General features: G+C 67.0%; 16 protein-coding genes. 8 read left to right on the top strand and 8 right to left on the bottom strand.

Annotated features, from left to right (window positions below; genetic code table 11):
• Nucleotide 1: 1 nt before the first annotated feature.
• The 5 genes from ACT53K_RS11510 to ACT53K_RS11490 all read right to left on the bottom strand — a co-directional run bounded on the left by ACT53K_RS11510 (nt 2) and on the right by ACT53K_RS11490 (nt 7,751).
• A complete protein-coding gene (locus ACT53K_RS11510) occupies nt 2-1,513 on the bottom strand; it encodes a tryptophan halogenase family protein (protein ID WP_476228792.1) in 1,512 nt (503 codons plus the stop codon).
• A 16-nt stretch (nt 1,514-1,529) separates the two neighbouring features.
• Nucleotides 1,530-2,570 carry a cupin-like domain-containing protein gene (locus ACT53K_RS11505; RefSeq protein ID WP_476228791.1) on the bottom strand — a complete coding sequence of 347 codons (1,041 nt, stop codon included), beginning with the start codon at nt 2,568-2,570 and terminating at the stop codon, nt 1,530-1,532.
• Nucleotides 2,567-3,286, bottom strand: a complete 720-nt coding sequence (locus ACT53K_RS11500; RefSeq protein WP_476228790.1) for a SapC family protein — start codon at nt 3,284-3,286, stop codon at nt 2,567-2,569. The genes ACT53K_RS11505 and ACT53K_RS11500 overlap by 4 nt, the downstream gene beginning before the upstream one ends.
• 166 nt (nt 3,287-3,452) lie before the next feature.
• Entirely contained in the window at nt 3,453-6,593 is a 3,141-nt protein-coding gene (locus ACT53K_RS11495; RefSeq protein WP_476228789.1) for a TonB-dependent receptor, read from the bottom strand.
• 318 nt (nt 6,594-6,911) lie between these two features.
• Nucleotides 6,912-7,751: an HpcH/HpaI aldolase/citrate lyase family protein gene (locus ACT53K_RS11490; protein WP_476228788.1), complete on the bottom strand. Its 840-nt coding sequence runs from the start codon at nt 7,749-7,751 to the stop codon at nt 6,912-6,914.
• A 300-nt stretch (nt 7,752-8,051) separates the two neighbouring features.
• On the opposite strand from ACT53K_RS11490, the gene ACT53K_RS11485 reads away from it, so the two are divergent.
• The 6 genes from ACT53K_RS11485 (at nt 8,052) to ACT53K_RS11460 (ending at nt 14,430) form a co-directional block, all read left to right on the top strand.
• Nucleotides 8,052-8,258 carry a ParD-like family protein gene (locus ACT53K_RS11485; RefSeq protein WP_476228787.1) on the top strand — a complete coding sequence of 69 codons (207 nt, stop codon included), beginning with the start codon at nt 8,052-8,054 and terminating at the stop codon, nt 8,256-8,258.
• A gap of 1 nt (nt 8,259) precedes the next feature.
• Entirely contained in the window at nt 8,260-9,036 is a 777-nt protein-coding gene (gene map, locus ACT53K_RS11480) for a type I methionyl aminopeptidase (protein ID WP_476228786.1), read from the top strand.
• 69 nt (nt 9,037-9,105) lie between these two features.
• Nucleotides 9,106-10,455, top strand: coding sequence for a chloride channel protein (locus ACT53K_RS11475; protein ID WP_476228785.1), 1,350 nt, complete (start codon nt 9,106-9,108; stop codon nt 10,453-10,455).
• Nucleotides 10,456-10,505: 50 nt separating this feature from the next.
• Entirely contained in the window at nt 10,506-11,264 is a 759-nt protein-coding gene (gene otsB, locus ACT53K_RS11470; protein ID WP_476228784.1) for a trehalose-phosphatase, read from the top strand.
• On the top strand, nt 11,261-13,042 hold the full coding sequence (locus tag ACT53K_RS11465; protein ID WP_476228783.1) for a glycoside hydrolase family 15 protein: 1,782 nt from the start codon (nt 11,261-11,263) through the stop codon (nt 13,040-13,042). Before otsB ends, ACT53K_RS11465 begins: the two co-directional genes overlap by 4 nt.
• Complete coding sequence (locus tag ACT53K_RS11460) at nt 13,039-14,430, top strand: alpha,alpha-trehalose-phosphate synthase (UDP-forming) (protein WP_476228782.1); 1,392 nt, start codon at nt 13,039-13,041, stop codon at nt 14,428-14,430. The genes ACT53K_RS11465 and ACT53K_RS11460 overlap by 4 nt, the downstream gene beginning before the upstream one ends.
• A 6-nt stretch (nt 14,431-14,436) precedes the next feature.
• On the opposite strand, the gene ACT53K_RS11455 is transcribed toward ACT53K_RS11460, so the two are convergent.
• The 3 genes from ACT53K_RS11455 to ACT53K_RS11445 are packed head-to-tail and all read right to left on the bottom strand — an operon-like array spanning nt 14,437 to nt 18,623.
• On the bottom strand, nt 14,437-14,679 hold the full coding sequence (locus ACT53K_RS11455) for a hypothetical protein (protein ID WP_476228781.1): 243 nt from the start codon (nt 14,677-14,679) through the stop codon (nt 14,437-14,439).
• A complete protein-coding gene (locus tag ACT53K_RS11450) occupies nt 14,676-17,066 on the bottom strand; it encodes a YbcC family protein (RefSeq protein ID WP_476228780.1) in 2,391 nt (796 codons plus the stop codon). The genes ACT53K_RS11455 and ACT53K_RS11450 overlap by 4 nt, the downstream gene beginning before the upstream one ends.
• 3 nt (nt 17,067-17,069) lie before the next feature.
• Nucleotides 17,070-18,623 carry an NADH-quinone oxidoreductase subunit L gene (locus tag ACT53K_RS11445; protein ID WP_476228779.1) on the bottom strand — a complete coding sequence of 518 codons (1,554 nt, stop codon included), beginning with the start codon at nt 18,621-18,623 and terminating at the stop codon, nt 17,070-17,072.
• Between the two features lie 100 nt (nt 18,624-18,723).
• Here ACT53K_RS11445 and ACT53K_RS11440 point away from each other — a divergent pair, with 100 nt between their 5' ends.
• Both ACT53K_RS11440 and ACT53K_RS11435 read left to right on the top strand, forming a co-directional pair.
• Complete coding sequence (locus ACT53K_RS11440; RefSeq protein WP_476228778.1) at nt 18,724-19,626, top strand: LysR family transcriptional regulator; 903 nt, start codon at nt 18,724-18,726, stop codon at nt 19,624-19,626.
• 128 nt (nt 19,627-19,754) lie between these two features.
• Entirely contained in the window at nt 19,755-20,615 is an 861-nt protein-coding gene (locus ACT53K_RS11435) for a hypothetical protein (RefSeq protein WP_476228777.1), read from the top strand.
• Nucleotides 20,616-20,760: the final 145 nt, after the last annotated feature.

Below are 20,760 nucleotides of genomic sequence, written 5' to 3'. Positions count from 1 at the left end.
GCTATACCGCGACCGGCTCCGGCATATCCGTGGCGGCATAGCGATCGAGGAACGCCTGATGCGGCGGCAGGCTCGCCACGGCGGTTGCGATCTTGCCCTTCAGTTCGGCCATCGCGTCGCGCAGCTGCCCGTCCGGCAACAGCGCCGCCATATGGTGATGGCCGCGCGGCATCAGTCGCTGCCCCAGCATCACCTGCACCCAGCTATCGACGCGGAACAGATCGTCGGCCGCCTGCCAGGCAATGGCGCCATCACGCCACGCCTCGATCCGGGTGGTGAGGCTGTCCGGAATCGCCATCGTGCGCACTTGATCCCAGAAGCCGCCATCGTTTCGCTGGTTCAGATGATAATGGAGGATGATGAAATCGCGGATCTTCTCGATCTCCGCCTGTCCCAGCGCGTTGAAACGTGCGGCCACGCCTTCCCCCACGCCATCGAACGGGAAGAGCTGGACCAGCCGCGTGACCGCGATCATCACCAGATGGATGCTGGTCGACTCCAGCGGCTCGACGAACCCGCTCGACAGCCCCAGCGCGACGACATTCTTGTCCCACAGCTTGCGCCGCTGGCCCGCCCGGAAACGGATGATGCGCGGCTCGATCAATTTTTCACCGACGATCCGGCTTTCGAGCAGGGCGCGCGCCGCGTCATCCTCCATATGGCTGCTGGCATAGACGAGGCCGTTGCCCACCCGGTGCTGCAGCGGGATTCGCCATTGCCAGCCGGCGCGATGTGCCGCCGCCTTGGTATAGGGCACCGCGGGGCCGACCGAACTCGTCTGCACCGCCAGCGCGCTGTCGGTCGGCAGCCAGTGGCGCCAGTCCTCATAGCCGGCCTTGAGCGTCTGCTCGATCAACAGACCGCGAAAGCCGGTGCAGTCGATGAACAGATCGCCTTCGATCCGCTGGCCCGAGGCGAGCGTGAGCGCCGTGACGAAGCCGCTTTCGCCATCCTGCTCGACGCCGTCGATCCGCCCCTCGATGCGGGTGACGCCCAGCGGCTCGGCAAACTGGCGGAGGAAGCGGGCGTAGAGGCCGGCATCCAGATGATAGGCATAGTTGATCTGGCTCTTGCCGTCGGTCGGCAGCGCGAATTTTTCGGCGAGCGCGGCCTGCAGTTCGAAACAATAATCGTCGAGTTCGCCGCCCCAGCCCTCGGTCCGTGCCTGCAGCCAGAAATGGTGGAAATCGCCCATCCAGTTGCCCTGGCCGATCTGGCCGAAGCTGTGGAAATAGCGGTCGCCGACGCGCGCCCAGTCCTCGAAGCGGATACCCAGCTTGAAGCTGGAGCCGGTCGCCTTCAGGAACGCCTGCTCGTCGATGCCGAGCAACTGGTGAAAGGTGCGCGCGGTCGGGATCGTGCTTTCGCCGACGCCGATCGTGCCGATTTCATCGGATTCGATCAGGCTTATCTCGATCAGCGGGCCGATCAGCCGCGCGAGCGCCGCCGCCGCAATCCAGCCGGCAGTGCCCCCGCCCGCGACCACCACGCGCTTCACCGGCCTGTCCCGCACTGTCCCTCTCCTCGCCTTATCGATTGAGTCTGTTGAGCAATTGCGCGCGCAGCCGCCGCGCCTGCACCGCGTCGATGGGGGCGAGCGGCCCCTTGGCATGATCCGGCAGGTGCGCCCCGGCGCGCTCGGCGGGGCCGAAGACATAATAATCGAACAGCGCCCGCCAGGCGGCCTTTTCCGGCGCCGGCCGGTCGCGCAGGCTGAGCAGTGCGTGGAGCAACGTCAGTTGCGGCGTGTCGAGAAAGGCCGGGCTGGTGTTCCACCAGTAATTGACCAGTATGTTGAACGGGGCGAGCGCCTCGACATGGTGCCACCACATCGCCGGGTAGAAGAGCAGGTCGCCCGCCTCCAGCTCCGCCACCTGCGCCGCCGCCATGGCGTCGCGAAAGCCGGGGAAGCGCGTGAAATCCGGGGCGGCGAAATCGACCATGCTCACCACCTGCCCGCCGGGCGTGGGCTCGAGCGGGCCGGGATAGAGATTGGCGATCTGATCGGGCGGGAACAGCGTGAAGCGGCGGCGGCCGACCGCGCAGACCGCCATGTTGTGCGACATGTCGTAATGGCAGGTGGCGGTGGTGCGGGTGCCGATCCAGATGCTCGCCAGCGGCGGATGCGCGGCAAACATCGGGTGGTTGAGCACCACGTCATTCTCTGCGCGGAAACCCGGCAGATACTGGTCGAGATCGGTCGAGCCGACATAGAGCGAGGGCGCATCCCCACCCTCGCCCTGCGCCACGATCTGGTCGAGTACGGCAGCCAGCGGCATCCGCCGGCCTTCGAAATTCAGGCCGCGCAGGTCCGCGTCATAGAAGAAACGGCCGCCGATTTCGGGCGCGCCGGTAAAAGTGACGACCGGCTTGCCGCCATCGAAGCGGCGCAGTTCGGCCATCGCGGCGACGGGTGAGGCGATCCCGGCGCGGACCAGCGGCCAGTGGCGGGCGACGCCCCTCAGGATCACCGGCGCCTGGTCCGCCATCAGCGCGTCGTACGGGATCGCATCCGGCGCCACGCCTTCCAGCGTGCGCACGGGCCTAGCGATCGCCGCCGCGGCGTTCACTGGCCGGCGCGCCGCGCGTTCTTGCGCTCGATCAGCCCGCTGATATTGCCGAGCGAGCCGGCGACGAAATAGGCAAGGCCCAGATGGCCGGCAGCGTGAAGCTGCTCCAGCGCACCCGTCGAAAGGCTGGCCAGCTTCTCCGATGAGAGCATCAGGAAACCGTCGATGCGATAGGCTTCCTCGTCGTTCAGCCGCACTTCGATGACATTGGGCTCCAGCAGGCCCAGCGCCTGGAAATTGGCATAGAGCGCCTTCGCGTCCTCGATCCCGGTGAAGATGCGCTGGAGCACCCGGACGATATGGTCGAGATAGGGGCCGGCGCCGCCATGCTCCAGGAACAGCGGCGTACCGTCGGGCGCGCCGGTGCGGGGATCGTCGAGATCGATATGGATCACCGGGCCGGCATCGGTATTGCCGTCGGCCGACACGCCGATCGAAAACGGTCCGCGCTGCTGGATCGCGGGGACATAGCGGCTGGTCCAGCGCTCCCCGTCGAAGAACAGATTTTCGTCGCGGTCGAGCCCAAGCAGCGCCACGGCATGCAGCCCCTCTTCGGGATCGTCGCGGAACAGGATGGGAAATTCGCGCTGCGCCTCGACGAACTCGGTCGGGAACAGCAGCATCTGGTTGACGCAGTCGCCAAAATCGGCGCCGTGGCGCAGCGCCACCTTGAGGTCGTGATGCGCCACATTGTCGAGCGCGACCCGATTAGTCATGAACTTTCACCCATTACCGCCGCGCCCCTGCGGCGGCGTGCGGAGCGACCATGGCGGAAAGCCCGGCGCCCCTCAACCGGAAGCGATCGGCGAAGCGACTGGCGGAGGCGGAAAGGGCCGCTGCACATGGCAACGGCCCTCCCCCTCTCCTGCCTCTAGCAACCCATCAGAACTTGAAGCGCGCGCCGAGCAGGAAGCGGCGATCCAGTTCCTGTGCGTACCAAAGCTCGCTCTTCGCGCGGGCATAGGTCCGTACGCTCTCCTTGGTCAGGTTGATGCCTTCCAGCGTGACGGCAATCTGCGGCGTGATCTCGTAGCTGATGTTCATGTCGAGCTGGCCGAAGGGCGCGGTGAACTCGGGGTTACGCGAGCCCTGGCGGTTGATGCCCGACAGGAACTTGTCGCGCCAGTTATAGGCGAGACGGGCAGAGATGCCGTTCTTGTCGTAGATCAGCGTGGTGCTGAACGTGTCGCTGAGACCCAGCAGCGCGAACTGGTCCTGTGCGGGGCTGGCGCCCAGGTTGAACCCGACATCGCCGCGCACCAGCGTGTAGGCGGCCGCGATGCCGAAGCCGGTCTTGCCCAGGAAGTACTGGCCGGCCAGTTCGACGCCATAGATTTCGGCGTCCTTGTTGTTGATCGGCTGCGACACCTGGAAGTTGTAGAGCGGGTCGGCCGAATTGCCGCTCAGGTCATAGGCGTTGTTGATCGCCTTGACATAGGCGTCGTCGAGCGAGCGGGTGGTGTTGTTATAGTGCGACTGGAACTCGGAAGTCGCCGCCGCCACCGATCCGCGGTTCTGGATCAGCGCCGACATGACGAACAAGTTCACGTCGCTGATGTCTGCACCCAGCCCGTTCAGCGCATTCTTCGCATCGCCCGAACGCGACCCTGCCGCACCCGAGCTGGGATCGCGCAGGCCGAACAGCGGCGAGTTGAACTGGCCGGTGCCCACGAAGTTGTGCACCCGCTTGTCGAAGAACGCGACCGACACATAGCTGTCCGGCTTGAAATACCATTCCAGCGAAGCGTCGAAATTGTCCGAGATGAGCGGCGACAGATTGGGGTTGCCGGTCGAAGCGCTGGGAACGCCGCCATTGTTGGTCGGACGCGGCGGACCGCCCACCGTGGTGGCGCTGAACAGGCTGCTGTAATCCGGCCGCGCGATCGTCTTGCTGTACGACAGTCGGGCCAGCAGGTTGCGCTGCAGTTCGACCTGGAAGTCGACCTGCGGCAGGATGTTGTCATAGGAGTGCGACTGGTCGAACTGGGTGGTGTTGGTCAGCGACACCACGACGGTGAAGTCGTTGTCCGAAACCCAGTTGATCGCCGACGGCACCGCGACCAGCGAGGTCGAGCGCGACTTGGTATGTTCGTAGCGCACGCCGGCAACCAGGCGGGCCGGCGCATTGCCGACTTCACCCTTCCAGGTCAGCTGGCCATAGGCGGCCCAGATGTCTTCGCGCACCCGGTTGTTGTTGTTGCTGGTGATGCCCACCGCATTGCCGCGGCCGGCATAATAGGACGACAGGATCGGATAGATTTTCGCAGCATCGCCGCGGAAGGCGACCTTCGAATCCGGGTCGTTGCCGGGGTTATACTGGTCGAACTTGCATTCGAGGCAGAAGGACTGGAGCGCGCCCGGCGCCAGCTGCTGCACGTCGCCCGGGTTGGAAATACCCCAGTCGCCCAGCGTCTGCTGCGTGCCGACAAAGGTCTGGCGCATGTCGGTCTTGCGGTAGTTCGCACCGAAGTCGAACTTGCTGCCGCCGCCCAGATCCCAGCCGAAATCGGCGCGGAGTTCCTTGACCGACTGATCCTGCGTCGAGCGATAGGTGCGGCCCACCTGGCTGCCCACCGCATTCACCGTCAGCGGCGTCGAACCGATGGTGATGTCCTGCTGCGGAATGCCGCCGCTGTAATCCACCGAGTGCGCGGCGACGACATTGGCGCCCATGCCGACCAGCGTGGAGCTGACGCCATTGGGGTTGTCCGGCAGGCTTTCCGACTTGGAGTAATGGCCGTCGAGGCGCAGCGACAAGTTGCTGGCCAGCTGCCAGTCGGCATTCAGGCCATAATCCTGCAGCCGGCTCTTCTGCGCGCGGCTCTGGGCCTCGAAGCCCTCGTCCTTCACCCCGTTGATCGTCTCGTGCAGATAGGTGGCCGTGGCGACGGTGGTGTTGCCGTCGAAATGCACTTCGTCGAACGGACGGCTGAACCAGTTGGAGAGGTCCGAACGGGTTTCGCGCTGGCGGTTCTGCGCGAACAGCGCGTCGGCGGTCAGCGTCAGTGCGTCGCTGGGCTTGAACTGGACGACGGCCTGGCCGTTGATCCGCTCGCGCGTACCTTCGGCATAGTGGTAGCGGCTGTCGTTCGGGATCGCGACGAGCTGGTTGGGATCGCTCGGCGCGTTCTTGACGATGGTGCAGCTCGCGCTCAGCGTCGTCTGGCTCGACGGGCACACCGTATTGTTGCGGGTAAAGCCGCCCGACACGAAGGTGCTGTACGGAATGATGTTCCAGTCGTTCGACGTCGCGCTGATCGAGGTGTAGTTGCGCTTCTGGTAGCTGCCGAACAGTTCGACACCGAAGCGCTGCTCCGCATCGGTCCAGCTCACGACGCCCGAGAGTTCCGGCGTCACCTTCGAGCCGCAATTGAGACAGCCGTCGACGCTGGTGTCGTACACCGCCTTGGCACCGATGCTGCCGGTGAAGCCCGCCTTGGCACCGGGATCGAGCGGACGGCGCGTGACGACGTTGATCGTCGCGCCGATGCCGCCCGACGGCACGGCAGCGCGGCCGGTCTTGTACACCTCAAGCGTGCGGACACCTTCGGTCGCGAGGTTCGAGAAGTCGAACGAACGCTGCGTGCCCTGCGCGCCGTCGGCATTTTCGTCGCCGCCGACCACCGACACGTTCGAGGCCGCGAGCTGGCGACCGTTCAGCGTGACCATGTTATATTGCGGACCGAAGCCGCGCACCGTCACCAGCGAGCCTTCGCCATTGGTGCGGTTGATCGACACACCCGGGATACGCTGCAGCGATTCCGCCAGGTTGGTGTCGGGGAACTTGCCGATGTCTTCGGCCGAAATCGCGTCGACGATACCCGGCGAGTCGCGCTTGATCGCGATCGACCGCTCGAGGCTGGCGCGGATGCCGGTCACGACGATTTCCTGCGACGCGTCCTGCGCGCCGCTGTCAGCGTTGTCGGCCTGCGCAAAGGCAACAGCCGGAACCAACATGCAGGCAGCCACTGCGATGACCGAAGCCGAACGCACCAACGCCTGCGATTTCCCGAAGCTTTTCATGTCCCCTCCTCTGCCAGCACCAGTTCGTGCTGGAGCCTGTTCTCAATGCGAGCAGAAATGCTGCCCTGCCACTGTGATCGCTATCATGACTGTACTTGTTGTCAACCGGACAGCGTAAAATCTGTTGGACAGGTTTGATTTACAGGGAAGGTGTGTTGTCCATGTAACAGCAAAAATCCCATATTTGCCAGAAGAGAAAACCTTTGCGCAACTGTGCGGCGCAACAAAATCAGTCAGACTAAAAACGGTTACATTGGCAGAGTTCTGCCAATGCTTCCTGCCTTCGCAGTTGCAGCAAATTCGAACGGCCGCGGCGGTTCAGTCGTCGGCGCGGGCGAGTACGGATTGCGCCTGCGCGAGATGCGGCCGATCGATCATCCGTCCGGCCAGCCGCAATGCGCCGACCCCGGGGTTCGCCGCGAAGGCCGCAACCACTGCCTGTGCGTGCGCGATTTCGGCGGCACTGGGGGTGAAACCGGCATTGATGACGGCAATCTGGACGGGATGAATCGCCATCATGCCGGTAAAGCCATCGCGGCGCCCGCGCGCCACGTACGCCGCCAGCCCGTCCGAGTCGGCGATGTCGGGATAGACCGTCTCGATCGCCGCCACGCCAGCCGCATGCGCACCGAACAATGCCAGCGCGCGCACCATTTCATAGGGCGGCGTGAAGCTGCCATCCGGGTTCCGCGAGCTGGAGGCACCGATCGCAGCGGGCAGATCCTCGGCGCCCCAGGTCAGGCCCAGCAGCGCCTCCGCCACCGCCCCATAACTGCCCAGATGGAACAACGCCGCCGGCGTCTCGGTCGCGATCGGCAAAATCGGCGGGCATTCCGCCCCCGCCCGCTCGCGAAGCGCTGTCACCGACGCGGCACCGGCAGCCTTGGGCAGCACCAGCCCGTCGGGACACGCATCGAGAATTACATCGAGATCGGCTGCAATTGCATCGCTGTCTAACGGATTCACCCGCACGAGACTGACCGCCGGGCGATCAGGCGACTCCAGCCACTCGCGAATCGCGGCGCGCGCCGCCGCTTTCCGTTCCGGCGCGACCGAATCTTCCAGATCGAGAATCAGCGCATCGGCTCCGCTCGCCGCCGCCTTGGCGAAACGCTCCGGCCGATCCCCCGGCACGAACAGCAGCGATCGCAATTTCACTCTGGCGTCTCCCCCGGACCCGTTTCCGTTCCCTTCGCACTGCGCATGGAGACTGGCAACCGCCCGGGGAATCTTGCCTATTCGCCGCTGCCGGGCGCCGCGAGCTTGCGGTGCTGCTTGGCGGTCATCGACTGCGGCAGCACGCCCGCGCCCGCCATCCTCGGCAACCTTTGCGGGATCGGATTTCTCGTCCGCCGCGGGGTTCGATCATCCTTTCGGTCGCTTCGTCGATCGCAGGCTCCGTTGATCCGGCGATATATGGAATGTATATGATCCATATATCCACCTTGGAGACTTGCCTTGGGCATCGTGAAAATCGCCGACGACCTGCATGAAGAAGTGCGCCGCGCGAGCGCGGTAATGTGCCGCTCGATCAACGCGCAGGCCGAGTTCTGGATGAAGATCGGCATGCTCGCAGAGGCCAACCCCACCCTGTCGTTCCACGAAATCGTCCGCCAGCAGATCGCCGCAATCGACACGCTGCCGCCCCGGCTGGCAATCGCCTGAGATGGTCAAGACTCCCGACGAGATCGCGCTGATGCGTATCTCGGGCAAGTTGCTCGCCTCGGTGTTCGAAATGCTCGATCGCCAGCCGCTGGCCGGCATGTCCACCATGGCGGTCAACGACCTGGTCGAGCGCTTCATCACCCACGATCTTGCCGCGCGTCCCGCGAGCAAGGGGCAATATGGCTTTCGCTATGTGCTCAACTGCTCGATCAACCATGTCGTCTGCCATGGCGTCCCCGCCGCCGACGAAGTGATCCGCGACGGCGACATTATCAACCTGGACATCACGCTGGAAAAGAACGGTTTCATCGCCGATTCGAGCAAGACCTATATGGTCGGCGCGGTTTCCGCCGACGCGCGCAGGCTGGTGCGGGTGACGCAGGAAGCGATGTGGAAGGGCATCGAGCAGGTGCGCCCGGGCGCCTATCTGGGCGATATCGGCCATGCGATCGAGCAACATGCCCGGCGCAACGGCTACACGGTGGTGCGCGAGTTCTGCGGCCATGGCATCGGCCGCGAGATGCACGAGGAACCCTCGGTCCTGCATTTCGGCCGCGCCCGCACGGGCATGATGCTGCGCGAGGGCATGGTCTTCACCATCGAGCCGATGCTCAACCAGGGCACCCGCAAGGTGACGACGCTCGACGACGGCTGGACGGTGGTGACCAACGATCGCAAGCTTTCGGCACAGTTCGAGCATACGGTGGCGGTCACGGCCGGCGGCGTGGAAGTGCTGACCCTGCGCGGCGACGAACGGCGGGCGGCGCCGCTCGCCTGATCCGGAGCGGCTGGCGCTTTCGACCCGGCCCCCCTACAGACGCCGCCGGGGGACAGGCTGAGGACGCGCATGAACCAACAGACCACCCGCCGTATGCGCACGATGCTGCGACGCCACGGGCCGACTGCGCCGGTATGGCGCCGCCGCGTTGCCTTTATGGGCGGCGCGATCGTGATCGGGCTGGTGGCGCTGGCCTTTGCCGGAGCGGCCGACTGGGCGGCGCGGCGATTTGCCGAAATCGAGCATCGCTGGTGGTGGCTGCCGCTGCTGCTGACACCGGCCGGTTTCGCCCTGTTTGCCTGGGCGACCCGCCGCTTCGCCCCTGACGCGACCGGATCGGGCATCCCGCAGGTGATGGCGGCGACGCGCGACCCCGATCGGGCAATGGCGAGCCTTACCTCGGCGCGCACCGTGCTGCTCAAGCTCGTGCTTACGATCGGCGCAGTGCTGGTGGGCGCCTCCACCGGCCGCGAGGGGCCGACGGTGCAGGTCGCGGCGGCGATCATGGGCTATGCGCACCGGCTGACGCGGGTTCCGCTGCGCGCCTCCGTCTTTATTGCCGGTGGCGCGGCAGGCGTGGCGGCGGCGTTCAACACGCCGCTGGCCGGCGTCGCCTTCGCCATCGAGGAACTCGCCGCCGCCTATGAGCAGCGCATGGCCGTGCTGGTGATGGCCGCGGTGCTGATCGCCGGCATGACGAGCCTGGGGCTGGCCGGCGACTATGTCTATTTCGGCGTGATGCGCGATACGCTGCCGCTGGCACAGGCGGTGGTGGCGGCACCGGTGGCGGGCGTGCTGGGGGGCCTGACCGGCGGGCTGTTCGCGCGACTGATGCTGGCGGCAGGCGGATCGGACTGGCGGCCGCTGGTCGCGATACGGCGGCGCAAGCTGGCCTTTGCCGCCGCCTGCGGGCTGATGGTGGCACTGCTCGGCGTCGCCTCAGGGCTCACCTGGGGCACCGGCTATACCACTGCGCGGATGGCAATCGCGGGGGCGGACATCCCCTGGTGGTACGCCCCCGCCAAATTCGCCGCGACGCTTTCCACCGCCATTGCCGGCATACCGGGTGGCATTTTCGCGCCATCGCTGTCGGTTGGGGCGGGCGTGGGCGACCTGGTACGGCCGCTCTTCCCGCACGCGGCCGGCGGCGCGATCGTGCTGCTGGGCATGGTCGCCTACTTCACCGGCGTGGTCCGCGCGCCGCTGACCGCCGTTATCATCATTGCCGAGACGACCGGCAGCCGCGGGCTGATGCTGCCCTTGCTCGCTGCCGCGCTGATCGCCGATTTCACGGCCCAGCTCGTGTCGAAGGAACGGCTGTATCACGGCCTGTCGCTGCGCTTCTCCCCCGCTCCGCCGGCTGAGCAGGTGCAGCAAGAAAGCGACGGGCCGGGGAACGGAACGGGCGTGCGCGCGTAACGAACCTCGCCGGGCGCACGCTTCTTCTCGCGCCCGTGGCGAGGAGATTCATGCCCGATCGGGACCAGAACCTGCTGATGCCGCCGTCGGCGGACCTGCTCGACCATGCCAGCCTGTTCCTCGATTTCGACGGAACGCTGGTCGAACTTGCCGACAGCCCGGACGCCGTTGTCGTCGATGCGGCGCTGGTGGCGCTCACCCGCGCGATAGAGGAACGGCTGGACGGCCGGGTCGCGCTGGTCAGCGGACGCCCTGCCGAGCCGCTGGCGGCGCTGTTCGGCGAACGGCCGCCGCTGGTTGTGGGCAGCCACGGTATGGAGTTTCGCTGGTCCGACGGGCGACGCCAGATCGTCGAGCGCCCTGCCGCCCTTGCCGAGGCACTGGCGGAAATGAACGCCTTCGCCGCCAGTCGGCCCGGCATCCTGCTGGAAGACAAGCCGCTGGGAGCGGGCCTGCACTATCGCACGGTGCCGGAGCACGAAGCCGACGCCATCGCGCTGGGCGCGCGGCTGGCGGCGGCGCATGGCCTGTATCTTCAGCACGGCAAGATGATGGTCGAGGTCCGCGCGCCCGGCGGCGACAAGGGCAATGCGATCCGCGCGCTGATGGCCGATCCCCACTTCGCCGTCGGCCGTCCCATATTCCTGGGTGATGACGTGACCGACGAACCCGGCTTTGCCGCCGTGGCTGCGCTGGGCGGTGCCGGCGTGCTGGTCGGCCCGCCCCGCCCCACCCATGCGCGCTACCGGATCGACGATGTCGGTGCCGTGCTCGACTGGCTCGCCACCGCCGCCGGGGTCGACGCATGAACGATCTGGACCTGTGGCCGATCGGCAATTGCCAGGTGAGCGCGCTGGTCGACCGCGCCGGTCGGTTCGTGTGGGGCTGCGTTCCGCGTGTCGATGGCGATCCGCTGTTCTCGGCGCTGGTCGGCGGCGATGAACCGGAGATCGGCTATTGGGCGATCGAGCTCGAAGGCGGCACGCAGGTCGAGCAGCATTATGCCCGCAACGCCCCCGTCCTTATCAGCCGCCACAGCGACGGCGCGGGCAACGCGATCGAAGTGATCGATTTCTGCCCGCGCTTCCAGCGGATGGGCCGCGTCTATCGCCCGGTCGCGTTCGCGCGCATCGTCAGGCCGGTATCGGGCAGTCCGCGCATTCGGGTGAAGCTGCGCCCGACCTGCGGCTGGGGCGATGCCTGCACGCGGCGGATCGGCGGGTCGAACCATCTCCGCTTCCTGGTCGAGCCGCTGGCGCTGCGGCTCACCACCACCGCGCCGGTGGGGATGGTGGACGAGGAACGGCCGTTCCGCGTGGAGCGGCCGCTCCACTTCTTCCTTGGGCCGGACGAAAGCTTCAGCGGCGACGTTGCCGAGACGATCGAGGCGATGCTGCGGCACACGCTGGGCGAATGGCAGCATTGGGTGCGCGGCCTCGCCATTCCGCTCGAATGGCAGGAAGTGGTGATCCGCTCGGCCATTGCGCTGAAGCTGTGCCAGCATGAAGAAACCGGCGCGATCGTTGCCGCGCTGACCACTTCGATCCCCGAACATGCCGATTCCCAGCGCAACTGGGACTATCGCTACTGCTGGATCCGCGATGCCTATTACACGGTGCAGGCGCTCAACCGGCTCGGCGCGCTCGATGTGCTGGAGGCCTATCTCGGCTATCTGCGCAACATCGTCGACCAGTCGCGCGGCGGCCATATCCAGCCGCTGTACGGCGTGCTGGGCGAAGCGACGCTGGAAGAGCGCGTGGCACCCGGCCTTGCGGGCTATCGCGGCATGGGGCCGGTGCGCGTCGGCAACCAGGCCTATGAACAGGTCCAGCACGACGCCTATGGCCAGATCATCCTGTCGAACGTCCAGGCCTTTTTCGACCAGCGGCTCTACCGCGTCGCCGGCACCGAGGATTTCGAGGCACTCGAACGGATCGGCGAGCGCGCCTGGGCAATGCACGACCAGCCCGATGCCGGGCTTTGGGAGCTGCGCACGCGGCAGAGCGTCCACACCTATTCGGTGGCGATGTGCTGGGCGGCATGCGACCGGCTGGCCAATGCCGCGCAGGCGCTGGGGCTGGAGGAGCGCTGCACCTTCTGGCAGGACCGCGCCGACCGCATCCGCGCGACCATTATCGAGCGCGCCTGGCGGCCGGACAGCGAGCGGCTTTCGGCCACCTTTTCCGGCGACGATCTCGACGCCAGCCTGATCCAGCTGCTGGAGATGCGCTTCCTCGCGCCGGACGACCCGCGCTTTCTCGGAACCTTGTCGGCAGTGGAAGCGGGGCTGCGGCGCGGATCGACGATGCTGCGCTACGACACCGAGGATGATTTCGGGCTGCCCGAAACGGCGTTCAATGTCTGCACCTTCTGGCTGATCGAGGCGCTGCACTTTACCGGCCGCACCGATGATGCGCGCCAATTGTTCGAGGAAATGCTGACGCGCCGCACCGCCGCGGGCCTGCTTTCCGAAGACATCGATCCCGTAAGCGGCGTGCTGTGGGGAAACTATCCGCAAACCTATTCGCTGGTGGGCATGATCAATTGTGCCGTCCTGCTGAGCAAGCCCTGGAGTGCCATCCGTTGAGCCGCCTGATCGTCATTTCCAACCGCGTCAGCGCGCCCGATGGCTCCAACTCCGGCGCGCAGGGCGGGCTTGCCGTCGCGCTGGCGGCGGCGCTGCGCGAAAATGGCGGCATCTGGTTCGGCTGGTCGGGGGAACAGACCGACCAGTTCACCGGCCAGATCAGCATGCAGCGCCGCGAAGGCGTCACCACCGCCACGGTCGACCTCGAGGAACAGGATATCGAGGAATATTATAACGGCTACGCCAACCGCACGCTGTGGCCGCTGTTCCATTACCGCATCGACCTGGCGGAATATGAGCGCGGCTTTGCCGGGGGCTATCAGCGCGTGAACGAACGCTTCGCCGAGACCGTCCGCCCGCTGATCGAACCCGACGATGTGGTGTGGGTGCAGGATTACCACATGTTCCCGCTGGGCCAGGAACTGCGCCGGCGCGGATGCAGGGAAAACCGCATCGGCTTCTTCCTCCACATTCCGTGGCCGCCGCGCCGCCTGCTCTCCAGCCTGCCCCAGGCACACGAGCTGATCGAAACGCTGTTCGCCTATGACGTGATCGGCTTCCATACCGAGGAGTGGATGGAGTCCTTCATCGACTTCGCCCGCGCCGAGATGGAAGCGGTGGTGGCGCCCAATGGCGTGCTGCGCATCGGGCTGAAGAGCGTGCAGCTGATCGCCTGCCCGATCGGCATCGATGCGAAGGCGTTCGAAGCGCTGGCGCAAAGCGAGCGGGCGCAGGAAAGCTATGCCCAGATGCGCAGCAGCGCGGGCGACCGGGCGATGATCGTCGGCGTCGACCGGCTCGATTATTCCAAGGGGCTGGAAGAGCGGTTCCAGGGCTATGAGCGGTTTCTCACCACCTATCCCGAACAGCGCAAGGAAGTGTTTCTGCTGCAGATCGCGCCGCCCTCGCGCGCGTCGGTGGAAAGCTATCAGCGCATCCGCAACACGCTGGAGGGACTGTCGGGCAAGATCAACGGCGCCCATGCCGATCTCGACTGGGTGCCGCTGCGCTATGTCAACCAGGGCTATCCGCGCGACGTGCTGGCGGGCGTGTATCGCGCCGCGCGGATCGGGCTGGTCACGCCCCTGCGCGACGGAATGAACCTGGTGGCGAAGGAATATGTCGCGGCGCAGGACCCCAAAGACCCCGGCGTGCTGATCCTGTCGAAATTCGCCGGCGCGGCGATACAGATGGAGCAGGCGCTGCTGGTCAATCCCTATAGCGCCGAGGAACTGGCAGACGCGATCTGCCAGGCGCTCACCATGCCGCTGGAAGAACGCATCGCCCGCTGGCAGGCGCTGAAGGCCGGCGTCGACGAACAGGATGTGATGTGGTGGCTCAGACGCTTCACCGAAGCGCTGGCGGCGAAACAGCCTGAGCCGGCCTGAGGGGTTTCAGCGCGCCGCAAGGATCGCATGGGCCACCGCCCGCGGGACCAGCAGATGGCGGAGCAGTTCGACATCGTTCGATACGGCAACCGGGTCTTCCGCCTTTGCGCTGGTGAGTGCCTGTCGCAGCCAAGCGCTTGTCCCAGGATGTGCCAGCAGCCAGTCGATCCGGCGCTCGATCGCCGCCAGTTCGACTTCGGGCTCGCGCGCGGCGCGGAGCCGCACGTCGAGATCGCTGCGGATCTTCATGCCGCCACCCATTGCAGGCCGCGCGCATAGCGCCACGCCGGCCGCCCCATATCGTCGAGCACCAGCAGGTGCAGCCAATGGTTGTCGAGCAGCCCGCGGACACCGTCATGCCTGGCAAGGACGGCAGCAATCGCCTCGCGGGGCGCCTCGATGCACACGGTCAGCCGTAAGGGCGTGTGCATCAGCGCATTGCCGTCATGCACCGATTGCCAGGGCAGCCCGCCCCGCAGCACGCCGCCATTGCCCTCCAGCACTCCCACGCCGCCAACGGCGTTGTGGAGCAGCTTGTTGCCCGCGCCGAACAGCTCGGGGGCGACGCTGGAGCCATAATATTGCAGGCTGATCCAGCTCGCCACCACGACCGGGGCGGTGAGGATGAGTTCGAGCACGCTGCCGTCACGGTCCTGCCGCCAGTCATAGTCATGGAGGAAGCAGCGGCCACCCAGCGAGCGTCCCCGGCTGCGCGCGCGGGGCGCTGCCAGAAAGGCGCTGCATCCCGCGAGCCCCCATTCGGGCCGAACCTCTGCCCAGTCGCGACCGCGCGCGGCAAGATCGCTCGCACCGGCTGCATGCGGCAGGCGCACTGCCCGCTCGGTGCCCGCCAGCAGCGACGCCTGCGCCAGCGCGTCCTGCAAGCCAGTCACGCGCGGGTCGTCCGCAGCACCCGGCACATCTTCGGTGAACAGGCGGACGGCATCGCTGGTCGTGTCGTGCACCGCGCCCAGCACGCGCAGGTTGGCCGGCAGCACGATGCCGCGTTCGGCAAGCCCGACCCGCACCGCCCTGTCCTCCAGCAGCCCCGCGACCAGCCGCGCATTGACCGCGCCCGAATGGCCGCCACAGGCGCCGCATTGCAGCGCGCTGGCGTGGAGATTGTTGGTCACGCCCGCCCCGTGCCCCACCAGCACCAGCAGGTCCGGGAGATCGTGCGTGAGCGACATCGCGCGCAGGATGCGCTCGGCCGCATCGACGCGCGCCCCCAGCGGCAGCGGCGGATCGAACTGCGGCACCGGCGCGGCGCCCGACGCGGGCTTGGTCAAGCCCAGCGAGTCCTTGACCAGCTTGGCCGCATAGGCGAGCCCGGCCGCCTCGACAAAGGCGAAGGACGAAACCGCCGCCTGCTTGAACCGTCCCCAGGCACGGTCGCCGCGCGCCAGCGCCTGTGCCAGCCGTTCCTCGGCTGCGTCGCCGCCGTCCCGGCTGGAGACTGCCGGCTGCAACAGCACCGGCAGGCGCGGTTCCGCATCGCAGGCGGCGTGCGGGCGATGCGCGGTGCCGAGGCCGAAAAAGCCGGCAAAGCCGCTGGTGCGAACATGGGGCGCAACCTGCTCGACTGCGCGGCGGATCACTTCGGACCGCACATCGATGCAGAATACCAGCTGGGCGCTGCCGGGCACGGCCGGTGCGGGCCGGGCCGGCGCGGCGGCCAGCGTTTCCGCAAGGCGCCGCTGCTCGGCAAGCTCGCTGGCGTGTTGCAGCAGCGCGGCAAGGTTCTGCTCGCGCGTCGGAACGATCGGCGCAGCATAGCCGCCAACGGCTTCCGCCCAGCCTTCGCGCAAGCCGTCGCTGCCCAAGGTCCACAGCGCCTCTTCCCAGAGCAGGCGGATAGCGAGCAGTTCGGCCAGCACGTCCTTGCGCTCGCGGGCCAGTTCGGCCTGCCACTGCTGGTAGCGGGCCAGCTGGCTCCAGCCGCCCATCCCCATCAACAGCCGTTCGAAATAGAGCTGCAGCCCCTCCGCCGGCACGCCCAGCCGGGCGGCGCTGACGGCCAGGGCGTCCTGCGCATGGGCCGGCGCCGCGGCGACGAAGCTGCGAAAGCCCTTGAGACCGTGCAGCTCGGGCGTGCGGTCATGCACCGCCACCTCGCGCCAGCTCACATAGGCGCTCTGCCCGTGCGGCAACGCCCAGAGCGCCTGTCCCGCATCGAAGAAGCTGCCCGCCCAGCCGCCGATCGCATCGGCGAGGATCGCGGGCCAGTCGGTGCCGGTCGCATTCGCGGCAAGATCGGCGAGCGTGGGAAGCGCCGAGGCCGGCGCCTGCGGCGCGTCGAGCATCGCCATCAGTGCGTCGGGCGCCGCCGGCCGCGCATCCTCGGGCGTTGCCGCCCAGGCCGCGCGCAGATCGGCTTCGGTGATCGCGCCGCTCGCCAGCTGTGCCCGATACCAGTCGAGCGGCATGGTCGCCGCCGCACCGCCGGTGCGGGCCAGCCATGCCGATGTCGCCGCAAGGCCGCGGTCGCCATGGCCGAGAAAGGGGTTGACCGCGACGCTGGTGGCCAGCGGCCAGAGCGGCGGAATGGCTCGGCCAGCAGCGTCGGCCGCTGCATGGACCCGGGCGATATAGGGCGCCGTGACTTCGGCGGGGGGCGCAAAAGCGGGACGATACATGGATCAGGCCTTCCGAAGCTTGCGGCCGCCGGTAATCCGGTCAACCAGCGCGTTGACATAAAGTCCGTTGGCAAGATGGACGCGGACCACCCGGGCCAGCGGATGCTCGCGCCACAGCGGCAGCAGCGCCTGGGCGACAGCGATGCCGCCGAAGCTGACCAGCATGCCCACCAGCAGCACCCAGCCGAGCGGCCCCGGCGCCGGCACGGGCGGCAGCGTTGCCGACGTCATGTGATCCGCGATCGTGTGCAGCGAGAAATAGGCGGCCGTGGCGATGATGGCGAAACCCAGCGTCCGCTGCATCAGCGGCCGGGGCGCAGCGGGGCTCATGCCCTGCACGATCAGATAGGCGACGCCGAACACCAGCACTGCACCCAGCGCCACCGCCTGGGGCGGCTTGTTCCACGCCTGCAACGCGATCGCGAGCGCGCCATAGATCACACTCGCGCCGAACAGCGACAGCAGCACGGCCGTGCCATCCGGACGGGCGACGGGGCCCAGTCGCCGCGCCGCCGCGATCCGCTCCACCGCCCCGCCCGAGGCGAGGAAGGCATGCGCCTTGTAGAGCGAATGCGCGACGATGTGCAGCAGCGCGAGCGCGAACAGCCCGAGCCCGCATTGCATGACCATGAAGCCCATCTGGGCGATCGTCGACCATGCCAGCGACGTCTTCACTGCCGGCTGGGTCGGCAGCACGAGACTGCCGAACAGCGCCGTGAAGCCGCCCACCACCACCAGCAGCGCCATTGCCGACGGCGCCGCCAGCACCAGATCGGCCAGGCGGATCAGCAGAAAGCCGCCGGCATTGATGACTCCGGCGTGGAGCAGCGCGGACACCGGCGTCGGCGCTTCCATCACTTCGGTCAGCCAGCCATGGAGCGGGAATTGCGCCGACTTGATCATCGCCGCGATGGCGACTGCCCAGGCCGCAAGCGCGGTGCCATGGGGCGCGTTCCCGGCGCGCAGATCGGCGAGGATCGTCGCGATGTCGACCGTGCCATGGCCTTGCCAAAGCAGCACGACCGCGGCGATCAGGAACAGGTCGGCAATACCGCCGCTCAGCGCCTTTTTACGCGCCGCGCGCCGTGCAGCCGGGCGCTCGGCGTAAAAGAGCAGCAGCCGGTGGAGTCCTTGCCCCGTGGCGATCCAGGCCAGCACCAGCTGGATCAGCGTGCCCGCCGTCACCAGCAGCAGCACACTGGCCAGCGTCGCCGCCAGCCATGCGGCAAAGGCGCCCTGCCGCGCCTCGCCATCCAGATAGGTGCGGGCGTACCGCACCACGACCCAGCCGACAAAGGCGACGAGCAGCGCCATGGTGACGCTCACCGCATCGACGCGCGCAGCGAAGACCCTGCCAGCCCCGCCGGGCAATGGCAGCGTTGCCGGGCCATGCAGCACCAGCATCACCAGCCCCGCCAGCGCCGCCGCCAGGGCAACCAGCGTCGCGCCCGAAACCAGCCCCAGTGTAAGGCGCGGCCGCTGCTGCGGCCCCAGCCCTGCCGCTATGGCCGCACCCAGCAGCGCCAGCGGTCCGGCATCGAGTATCATCCACTGCATCACGCGATCATTTCTCCCTGGCAACAAACCGCAGGTAGCGACCGGCAATGCGCGATAAAAATTCATTGTTTGTGCTTTTTCGTTCTGTTTAAAAGAACGAATGAGCGAGCTGAACTACAACCACCTCCGCTATTTCTGGGCGGTGGCGCATGACGGGAACCTCACCCGCACGGCGGCGCGGCTCAATGTCTCGCAATCGGCGCTGTCGACCCAGATTCGCAAGCTGGAGGACCGGTTGGGACACCCGCTGTTCGAGCGTGAAGGGCGCCGCCTGGTGCTAACCGAGGCGGGGCGGATCACACTCGACCATGCCGATGCGATTTTCGCGACCGGCGACGAATTGCTCGACGTGCTGCGCGAAACCGGGCGCGCGCGCCAGGCGGTCCGCATCGGCGCGCTCGCGACGCTGTCGCGCAACTTCCAGATCGGTTTTGTCCAGCCGCTGCTCCATCGCACGGATGTCGAGCTCATCCTGCGCTCGGGCAGCGCGGCAGAGCTGATGCAGGCGCTGGCGGCGCTGCAGCTTGACGTGGTGCTCGCAAACCAGCCCCCGGCCCGCGATGCGATCACGCCCTTTCTTGCCCACAAGCTGGCGGAGCAGCCGGTCAGCCTCGTCGCCCGCCCGGGCATGGCGCAAGGCGATGCTTCCCTTGCGACCCTGCTAGGCCGCCACCCGCTGGTGCTGCCGACCGCAGACAGCAGCGTGCGCACCGGCTTCGACGCACTTGCCGCCGGGCTGGAGGTGCGGCCGCAGATCGCCGCCGAAGTCGAGGACATGGCGATGCTCCGCCTGATGGCGCGCGCGGGCGTGGGGCTCGCGGTGCTGCCGCCGATCGTGGTGCGCGACGAGCTGGCGGCGGGAACACTGGTGGAACTGGTGCGGTTGCCGCAATTGTCGGAGAGCTTCTACGCAGTCACGCTCGACCGGCGCTTCCCCAATAAACTGGTCGGCGAGCTGCTCCGTGCCGCAACGAGCGAAGCATCGACACATCAGGATCGCTGACCGGAAGCATCAAAACGGGCGCATTCCAAGTATCGACAGCGCGCTATGGGCCGTTTAATCGTACCGATGGTGAACCGGATTGCCTCGGGGGAGGCAATTATCGCTCGCAACAGGGGGATTTTTTACACATGTATTTCGTTCGACTGCTCGCCAGTGCGCTGACGCTCGCCGCGGCGCCCGCCGCAATGGCGCAAACCGCTGCTGCCACGCAGGAAGTGCTGACCAACGACACGATTCTGGCACTGACTGCAGCGGGACTTCCCGATGAAGTCCTGGTCGCGAAGATCAAGACGTCGCCGTCGCGCTTCGACACCTCGACCGCGACCATCCTCGCGCTGAAGCAGAAGGGGCTGTCCGGCCCGGTGATCGCCGCGATGGTCAGCGCATCGGGCGCCACGGCGACGCCCAGCATGTCGCTCGATTCGCCCGATCCGATGGTGGCGCACCCGTCGGGCGTATATGTTCTTTCCGGCGAAGGCGCGGGCGCGAAGATGATGCCGATCCAGGCGACGGTGTCGAACCAGGCCAAAACCGGCGGTATTTTCGGCTATGCCTTGACGGGCGGCATCGCCTCGATGAGCATCAAGGCGGCTATCCCGGGCAGCGAAGCACCCGTTACGACGGTCGGCAACCCGGTCTTCTATTTCTTCTTCGACGACTCCAATCCCGGCACGGCGATGCAATCCTCGACCTGGCTGGCGGGCAGTGCGTCGGTCGTGAAAAGCCCGGCCGAATTCTCGCTGGTCGCGCTGATGGAGAAGAAGGGCCGCCGCGAAGCACGGGTCGGCAGTGCCAATATCGCCGGCGCCAAGACCGGCGTTATGGACAAGGACCGCATCGCCTTCGGCTATGAAATGGTCCGCCCGGGCGTCTATCGCGTCACGCCCAAGGCGCCGCTGGGCAAGGGGCAATATGGCTTTCTCTACTCGCTGGCCGGCGCACCGGGTGGCGCAATGACCGCCCGGGTCTATGATTTCGGCGTAAGATAACGCGCCTCGCGGGGGCGGCGTCTGACGGGCGAAGGCCCCGCCCTTAATCTTTTCGAAAACTTTTTCGCACCCGCCGCTGCGGTTCCCGCGCGACTGCATCGTCAATGTAGCGGGTGGGGAAATCGGCGCCGGAGACCAGGCGCGC

This window comes from Sphingomonas sp. DMC8 (assembly GCF_056314185.1).
This window is presented reverse-complemented; position numbering and strand designations above follow the sequence as displayed.